The organism is Bradyrhizobium murdochi, assembly GCF_000472965.1.
Classification (GTDB): Bacteria; Pseudomonadota; Alphaproteobacteria; order Rhizobiales; family Xanthobacteraceae; genus Bradyrhizobium; species Bradyrhizobium murdochi.
Genome location: NZ_AXAU01000053.1, coordinates 1 through 8666, shown reverse-complemented (window position 1 = coordinate 8666; position 8666 = coordinate 1). Strand labels below are relative to the sequence as shown.

The 8666-nt window shown below is 60.2% G+C and carries 7 protein-coding genes and 2 pseudogenes; 6 read left to right on the top strand and 3 right to left on the bottom strand.

The window, feature by feature from the left end:
* Positions 1-356 (bottom strand): annotated as a pseudogene (locus tag YUO_RS0137125) (hypothetical protein); the annotation flags it as partial.
* Positions 287-562, bottom strand: coding sequence for a hypothetical protein (locus YUO_RS46880; protein WP_430649590.1), 276 nt, complete (start codon positions 560-562; stop codon positions 287-289). The gene YUO_RS46880 and the pseudogene YUO_RS0137125, both read right to left, overlap by 70 nt.
* 975 nt (positions 563-1537) lie before the next feature.
* Between YUO_RS46880 and YUO_RS0137120 the strand changes: the two genes are divergently transcribed.
* From YUO_RS0137120 to YUO_RS0137095, 5 genes and pseudogenes are all read left to right on the top strand, one after another.
* Complete coding sequence (locus YUO_RS0137120; protein ID WP_028351657.1) at positions 1538-2455, top strand: TauD/TfdA dioxygenase family protein; 918 nt, start codon at positions 1538-1540, stop codon at positions 2453-2455.
* 504 nt (positions 2456-2959) lie between these two features.
* A complete protein-coding gene (locus YUO_RS0137115; RefSeq protein ID WP_083754885.1) occupies positions 2960-3307 on the top strand; it encodes a GMC oxidoreductase in 348 nt (115 codons plus the stop codon).
* A 1132-nt stretch (positions 3308-4439) separates the two neighbouring features.
* Positions 4440-4742 (top strand): hypothetical protein, encoded by a 303-nt coding sequence (locus tag YUO_RS48805; protein WP_347335967.1) that lies wholly within the window; start codon positions 4440-4442, stop codon positions 4740-4742.
* A 445-nt stretch (positions 4743-5187) separates the two neighbouring features.
* Positions 5188-5832, top strand: coding sequence for a reverse transcriptase domain-containing protein (locus YUO_RS48800; protein ID WP_488226350.1), 645 nt, complete (start codon positions 5188-5190; stop codon positions 5830-5832).
* 178 nt (positions 5833-6010) lie between these two features.
* Positions 6011-6430: pseudogene (locus YUO_RS0137095) on the top strand (transposase); the annotation flags it as partial.
* 322 nt (positions 6431-6752) lie between these two features.
* On the opposite strand, the gene YUO_RS0137090 reads toward YUO_RS0137095, so the two are convergent.
* The gene (locus YUO_RS0137090; protein ID WP_028351653.1) at positions 6753-7871 is read right to left on the bottom strand and encodes an IS110 family RNA-guided transposase; all 1119 of its coding nucleotides are present in this window, start codon (positions 7869-7871) and stop codon (positions 6753-6755) included.
* A 142-nt stretch (positions 7872-8013) separates the two neighbouring features.
* On the opposite strand from YUO_RS0137090, the gene YUO_RS48360 reads away from it, so the two are divergent.
* Positions 8014-8568, top strand: coding sequence for a thiolase family protein (locus tag YUO_RS48360; RefSeq protein ID WP_347335966.1), 555 nt, complete (start codon positions 8014-8016; stop codon positions 8566-8568).
* The last annotated feature ends 98 nt before the right edge of the window (positions 8569-8666 follow it).

Here is an 8666-nt window from a genome sequence, read left to right as displayed (position 1 = left end):
GGTGGCAGGATCGACGGCGAGAACCGGATGCGGTCGGGATCGGTGGCGTCCGCCTCGCGATCGCGCACACGTGGTTGGCGCACAGCGACCGGACCGATACCNGTCNTCACCTCGCGCTCCGGCAGGTGACCGTGGCGGACGACGCGCTGGTAGCCATCCGCGGTCTTCAAATCGGCATGCTTGCCGAGAAAGTCCGCGACCTCGGCCTCGACCGCCTGGGCGAGAAGGGCTCGTGCCCCGCGACGCAGGACTTCTGTGAGTTGATCGGCGACGTTTCCTGGCTGAATCAGCTTGATGATGTTATCCTTGGATACGGCATATCGCTCCTTCGGTGGAGAAGTGGAGGCGTCAAGCACCCCCACGATATGCCGCCTTTCCGATTCCCACCGTCACCAACTTTCGGCGATAGCTCCGGCGCCAGCAGGCCCGTGCCAAACGTAAACGCAAAGACATAGATTCTGCCGGCCAGCGCTGCCGCAGCTACCGTCTCTGTACCGATGTGCCCGATGAAGGCAAGATCAGTTGTCATCATTACGATCTGCCCAACCTGGGTCAGCGCCATCGGCCACGCGAGTTTCGCGCTTTCACTGAGCTCGACTGCGACGTGGTGGATCATCCATCTCTCAGTTCGGGCCGCGAAGCCGACACCGGCTTTTTTCGGCTTGCATGGTGTTGCCCTGTTTGCCGCGGCGGACAAACGACCTCTTACTACCGAGAGGGGTCTCTTCCCGCCTAGAATTCACGAGGACATGCGGATGGGCAGTCATACACAGCATTGCGCTGGCCCGCCTCACGGCCGACGCGCCGAGTTTGGACCGGCCGTTGAGTTTGGGTCTTGCGCACCCTCGTTCCTTAATGAGACTATCTTCTTGCCTTTACCCATAACTTCTGCCAGCGCATCGACCTTTTCGCGTGAGTTCAGCGTGAGGAAAGCATGCAGGTGGCCGCCCGCAGAACCACTCGATCACCAGATCGCGCAATGGATGCGGCGCGACCATGATATCGGCGTAGTCGATCACCGCGATTAAGTCGTATACGAACACGTATTAGGTCGCCTTGTGCCCGTCGAATTCACGATCCAGACGTGAACTGACAGGCGATATTCCTGTAAGCCCATCACTGGGGCTCCCTAGCATGCGATCCCTGGATGGCATCTCTTTTTCAAGCCTCGTGCCAACTGGAAGAGCTTGAATTGTCGCGTATTTGTTCAAGCAGACGTGTCGTGGACTCGACAGCATGTCGCAGATCCGACAGTCGACATCAGAGACGCTTCTTTTCGATTGCCAAGGCCTCGGCGATCGCCTCGCACAAGAAAGTTTCCAAATGCGACTGAGCGGCTGGTAGGTGCTGCGCTGTTGTTGGCAGGATGAGCTATCTCCTCGGTTAACATGAACGGATTGAGGCTCAGTTTTCGCAACTGGCACAGCGCTTGCTGCAGATCACCAGGTAACGCGAGCGCTGCCGTGAAAGCCAGCGACTTCTATCGCGGCTGAATGGTATATCTGGCGAAGAACCCTGCAACATTGGAGGGACCACCATGAGTGAAACGGTTTTGATCTATAATGTCATTCCACGTACCAATGTCGTCAGACGCGCAGCGCGCATCGGGGCTGAAATCAAGAATGTCAAGCTGTCGGGCGATTTGCCGGACGAGACCATCGCTGCGATAAACGGCCTGCTGCTTGAGCACAAGGTCATCTTCTTCCGCGACCAGGGGCACCTCGATAAGGCCCAGCATGAGCGCTTTGCCCTTCGTTTGGGGAAGCTCCTGCCGGTTCCGATTACCAAGTGCATCGGGTCGATCCTCGAGCTTGATTGCACCCACGGAGGTACCCGGGCTGACAGGTGGCACATCGATTTCAGCTACGTTGATGCCTATCCCAAAATTTCGGTGCTACGAGGCGTGGTGATCCCACCATTCGGCGGCGATACGGTCTGGTCAAACGCCGCGACCGCGTATCTGGACCTGCCACCGCCGCTACAACGGCTTGCCAACGACCTCTGGGCCGTTCACAGCAACGTCTTCGACTTCGCGGGAATCAGCCGTGCCCGCGACATCGATAAGAAGTATTTTCGCGAGTTCTATACCGCAACGATCTACGAGACCGAGCATCCCGTCGTGCGTGTCCACCCCGAGACCGGCGAGTGCACGCTGGTACTCGGCACTTACGTGCAGCGTTTCGTTGACATCCCGAAGTATGACGGCCACAGGCTGTTCGATCTGTTCCAGTCTCATATCACGGCGCCCGAAAACACCGTGCGCTGGAACTGGAACGAGGGCGATGTCGCCATCTGGGACAATCGCGCCACGATCCATTATGCGGTCAATGATTACGGCGAACAGCATCGCGTCGTTCGTCTCGCCACTATCGAAGGTGACGTGCCCGTCAGCGTAGATGGCCGGTGCAGTGTAAGGCGCCTCACTCCCACCAAGCCGCTCGCGAATGTCGTCTAGGGCATTCGCAAATTCACGCAGATGCTGCAGATGCGGAGTCTTATCCGCGTTCGCCGCTTGCAGTGTTCGCAGGTCAAACGGCCCGTCGCGAGGCGACGCCATGGGCTACCTCGTCGCGCCCAGTACGCTCAGCACGTCGTTCCGCATCCGCTTCCGTTGCAATTAGGCTTGCGGAATAGCGGACGATGTTGAGGACGAAGTAGGCATAATTATGAGTACGGGAAAGGAGCACGCCGGACCTCACTCAATGCCCTTCAGCCAGGCAAGCGAAGCCGGGACCCGAGGGCTATGCGTAGATCACGGGGGTTACGCTTGTACGGCAAGGGCTCGGCCATTTGATTGCGTCTCGACCTGCTCCTTTCGTGTACGCGACGTACGGCACGATATTTTAAAGCATGTGCTGCGCCGTCGTTGACAGGATGAGCTATCTCCTCGGTTAAATGAACGGCTTGAGCCTCAGTTTTCGCAACTGGTACACCCTATAACGCGAAGCCTGCGCGCAAAATCGCCGGCCAAAGTGCCTTGAAGGATCTCATTGTGGAGGAGGTCTTGCCTGGCCCCGCAGTGAAAACGGACGAGCAGTTCGTAGACGACATGCGCAATCGCGGCGCCGCGACCCTACATCCAGTGGGGACCTGCGCTATGAGCGAGGGTCCGAATACCGTGGTCGATGCCAGGCTGCGTGTGCGCGGGATCGTCGGATTCCGCGTGGTGGATGCCTCAATCATGCCCTCGATCGTCGCCGGCAATACGAACGCTTCGACGATCATGATCGCTGAAAAAGCATCCGACATGATTTTATCTGATGGCAAGCCCGCGGCGGACCAGCGCGTAGCATCGCACTATGACTAGAGGCCTAAAGCCTTCGACGCCGGACGCGACTGAAATAGACGACCGGAAGTGATAGGTCCCCGCGCCGAATACGGTGTCTTGAAGGTGCTAACGCTTTCGACCGAGTTTCGCTGACGAGCGCACCGCGTGAACTGCCCCCTGTTTGACCGGACACCGGCTTATCCAGGGGAGCTAGGCATACGCCTATGTCCGAGACGTTTTCGAAGGTCGAACTCATCACCGGCGTTGCCCGCCGGCAGCGATCTACGACCGAGCAGAAGCACTGATCCTCAAGGATGCTCTTTATCTTACACGGGTTAAAAAAAGACCTTGCTGTCACGATCGCAGGCACCGGCAGGATACCCTTGTTGACCGCTTTCAGTGTTTGCGGAGTTAGACGGACGAANCCGCGCTGGAAGGCGTCGTGCTTCGGCCGGCGCGCAGTAGGCGCGACCGTAGAGCACATAACTTTGATGCTGTTCGCCAGACCGGCACGCCGGGCAATTCTTGCGGATGCACCGGCTACGACGCAGGCTCAGCGAACCCAGAAGCGCAGGCCAGAGATTTGTCGATTCGCTGCGCAGCCAGCGCGCGACATCCGAAGGCGATTCCGAATCAACATGCTTCATATGAAGAATGTGATACTATGCACATGTACGTCGCAAGAAAAAACGTGCTCGAAAATCGCGAAATAGCCCTTATTTTAAAGGGCGAAAGGTCTTTCGCGACAGAAACTAGCCTAGCGGATCGCCCGACGCTCCACAGGATCGACTGATTAGCATTACAGTTGGTGCGCCGGGAGACCGGCAAGGAGTAGGTGGTGGAAGTCCACTGCGATGAAGGAGTAGCGATCCACATCGGCCCCGAGCCGTGCGCAGGCGTCCGCGAGGATGTCGGCGAAGCGTCGGCAGGGGGGCGCATAGGCCAGCCATCGAGCCGCGAAAGAATGTTTTCCCGAGAGCCGACGCTGTCAACTGAGCGGAAGGCAACACGAAGGGGCGCGATATCGCGAGCGCCAGGTCGTCTCGGCGTGGTCGCAGACCCTGGCATGTGCAGAAGCTTCTTGTACGGGAACCGGGAGCTCTCCTGGTCGGCCAGATGCTCATGGAAGCAGCCTGGCCCGCGGCGGGAAGGCGAGGAGCCGTAGCCGCCGATGAACGATCTGGAGAAGTCTGACTCCGCCATAGTGGCTATGAAGTCGCCAAACAAAGCCGGAGGTACGGTGGCGGAGGCGATGGAGCAAAGGGTGGGGACCAAGGGAAACGCGAGACAGCAAAGCACACTCCGGACACAGGGCCGGGATCGTGTGATCCAGGAGCTTGATCGCGTACGGCAAGCCGCAAGGCAGAGGAAGAAGGAGCGGTTCACCGCGCTTCTCCACCATATCAATACCGACACACTCCGCATGGCTTTCTACGCGCTCAAGCGCAAAGCAGTCCCGGCGTGGATGGTGTGACATGGCAGGACTTCGAGACAGATCTGGAGCCTCGGCTTGCAGATCTGCACCGGCGGGTCCACAGAGGAGCGTATCGTCCCCAACCGTCACGTCGGACGTATATCCCGAAGAGTGACGGCCGGGAGAGAGCGCTGGCGATCGCTGCCGTGGAGGACAAAATCGTCCAGGGCGCGACCGTCATGGTGCTCAACGCCATCTACGAAGGCGACTGTCGGCTTCTCCTACGGGTTTCGACCCGGTAGAGGCCCACATGATGGGTTGGACGCCCTGGCGGTAGCGATCACCACGCGGAAGGTGAACTGGATACTTGACGCCGACGTGCAAAACTTTCTCGGAAGTGTGAACCAAGACTGGCTGGTCCAGTTTTTGGAAACACCGCGTCGGCGACAAGCGCATCATCCGCCTGATCCGTAAATGGCTGAAGGCGGGCATTCTCGAAGAAACCGTGGACGACAGGGGCACGGGGCAGGGATCAGTGATTTCGCCGCTGCTCGCCAATGCTTACCTGCACTACCCGTTCGATCTCTGGGCCGAACGCCGGCGACGGCAAGAGGCCCACGGCGACATGATTATCGTGCGCTATGCCGATGATCTCGTGGTTGGCTTCGAGCATGAGGACGAGGCTCGCCGTTTCCTTGATGCGATGCGTGAACGGTTTGAAGCATTCGCGTTGACACTCCATCCAGACAAGACCCGCCTGATTGAGTTCGGTCGCCGTGCGGCGGCCCATCGCAAAGGGCGGGCCTTGGCAAACCGGAGACCTTCATGTTTCTGGGCTTCACCCACATCTGCGGTAAGTCGCGCCGGGGGAGCTTCCTGCTCGCAAGGAAGTCCCGTCGCGACCGTCTGCGGAGGAAGCTTCAGGACGTCAAGGAAGAGCTGCGACGACGGATGCACCAACCGATCCACGCACAGGGGTATGGCTGAGACAGGTCGTCACCGGCCACTTCGCATACTACGGGGTTCCTACAAATGGGCGGGCGCTCTCAGCGTTCCGCAACTATGTGACCGATCTCTGGCGTCGAACGCTTCGGCGGCGGAGCCAACGAGACGGCTTCACGTGGGACCGCATGACGAAGTTGGCGGATGAATGGCTCCCTCAACCCCGTATCCTCCATCGCTGGCCACAACAGCGCTTCGCCGTCACATACCCAAGGTAAGAGCCGGATGCCTTAATTGGGCTCGTCCGGATCCGTGCGGGGGGGCGCTCAGAAATGAGCGTCCCTACCGCGAACTATTTGCGGTGAGCTCTGAATCCGTGGGTCACCATGATTCGGGATCTGATGATTGGTGGCGCGTCAGTTGAAGATACGCTGACGCTGTGGGCTTCGCCGTTGCGAGACATCAAGCAACGTATCCGTCCGCTGTTTACGCAGGAGCGGGTCGCGGCCTCAGCGGGGCAGTTTCTCGACGGACTGTTGGGCAACGAGCCGCGCAAGACGGGCTGGATGCGGGCGGAAGCGGCCGGCGATCCGGGCCCGTGGCGCCAGCAGGCGATCCTGGGCCGGGGGCAGTGGGACGCCGACGCGCTGCGCGACATTGTGCGTGAGTACGCGCTGGAAACGCTTGGCGATGAAGACGCGGTTTTGGTGATCGACGAGACCGGTTTTTTGAAACAGGGTAAGGCGTCGTGCAGGGTGGCACGTCAGTACACCGGCTCGGCAGGCAAAATCACCAATTCTGATGTTCGTTGTCCAGGATTATCGGCATGAGAGTGCGATCTCCGTTTGTGCCGGAGTTGCCGATTGGATGATTGTTACGCAGCGCAGGAGGCAGAGCCGCTGTGACGACGGTTTGCAGACTCTGATACGCGGGTTGGATACCGCATTTCCGTTTGTTCGTCCGGGGCTGCCTCGATCTGCCAGCGCGCATCGACAATGTCGGCCACACAATTGGTGCGAGAGTTTCCCAACCGGGGCTCCGCCCCCAGCGATGCGCAACAATGATGTAGGCTCCTGAGAGTTCTCCTGTGTTGAGGTGGAAGGAAGCGTTGGCTAATTCGGCAAGCGATCAGGTTGCGCTGTGCGGCTCCACCTCTCGGCCGATAGCCCAGAGGAAGGCGGCCATTTCCCGGGCGATGGCCGCGGTGACGACTGCCTGGCGTTTGCCACGTGCCATCAGCTTGCGATAGCGAGCGCAGAGTCTGACTTGGGCTTTCCAGGCGATGTCGCGCACCGCTTTCGTCAGACCGGCCTGCCGCTCCTGCAGCAGGCGGCTCATCCGGGCGGGAAAACGGTAAGTCCAGGCGCCCTCAATGAGCACGCGGCGCGCCCGGCCATTGCCAGCTTTGGTGATGCTGCCGCGCCGGACGCGTTCCCCCGTGGAGTTTTCGCAGGGCACCAGGCCGAGATACGCCATCAGTTGGCGCGGGCTGTCGAAGCGGCGCCTGTCGCCGATTTCGGTGACGAAGGTGACCGCGGTCAGGAGGGCGACGCCGCGTAACGCCTGGTAGGCGGCGATCACTGGAGCCATGGACCATGAGCTCACCGCCGCGGCAACTTGTTCGTCCAGGCGCTTGGGCCGGATCTCGGCGGCCTCGATCGCTTCGCGATACTCGGCCAGCACGAGATACTGCGCCGGATGCTCGAAGCGTTGCTCGCACAGCCATCGTGTATGCGCCTTGGTCCACGCTTGACGGCCGGTGAAGACCCGGCCGTGACGCAGCAGGAAGGAATGCAAGTGCTGACGGGCCCGCCGCAGATCTTCCATCGCGGCTTCCCTGGCACGTACCAGTTCTCGCACCGCCTCGTGCTCCGGATCCGGTACCCAGACCGCGGTCAGCTCTCCCGCACGATGTAGCTTGGCCAGGGTCAGCGCATCACGGCGGTTGGTCTTGACCCGTTCTCCAGGCCGCTTTGGGATCAGTGATGGTGCAACCACGATACAGTCGTGGCCAAGCCGTGTGATCTGACGATGGAGACCGTAGCCGGTCGGGCCGGCTTCGTAGCAAAAGGCGAGGTACCGGTGCCTTTTGGCGAGCTTCGTAACCAGTCGCTCCATCGCATCAGGCGCGCTATCGATCTCACCGATGAAGCGCACGTCGCCATCGCGCCCCGCCTCGGCCACGGCTACCGAGATCTTCAGCTTCGACGTATCCAGTCCCACGTAGATTTTGCTATCCTGCCGCACGGCTCGTCCTCCTATGCGAGAGGCTCGGTGCCGGCCCCACCCGGCGCAACCCTCGCTCATCGCATACTGCGGACGAGCCACCTCTCGGACAACGAACATACGGTCTGCCAGATTGGCGTATTCGCTTGCTATGTGTCGCGGCATGGCCATGCCTTCATCGACTGCGCGTGGTGTTGTCACAGCCGGCAACGCGAGCCAACTTTCGGACGGCGCCTCAACATGCGTTGTGATGGAGCGATCGCTCGCCGGGAAGCGTGGCATGCAGCCCTTGGGAATCTACCGCGGCATCGCAGTGTGGGAGCTCAACGAGGCCTTCCTGCCAGACCCTCTATTGCCGGGACCACTTCGGGATCGATCCCGCCATTTAGAACGTCACGGCGGAGCCATCTCAATCGGCCATCCCTATGGCATGACCGGGGCGCGACTGGTGTTGCATGCTCTCATCGAGGGGCAAGCGCCGCGGTGCGAAGTATGTCGTGGTAGCGATGTGCGTCGGAGGCGGCATGGGAGCTGGCCGCCCGTACGAGGTTGCGTGAGGCGCTCGATATTTCGTGCAGCTCAGGAGTCGTGGTGGTTGGCCATTTCAAGGCGGCAGAACTCGAGCGATCGACCTGGGAGGTGCAAGAGGTCGTGCCTCAGGAGTATGAATTTTTGGATTTTGCTCTCCAGAAGTGCCGAGAAGGTACCGCGGCGCTAGCCGCTCCATCTAGGTCAGCGCCGGCCTGCGCGATGCCACTCGTCCCTAAGGCATAAGTATCTGCGCACAAAATCGCGATCGGCTCGGTAACCGCATCT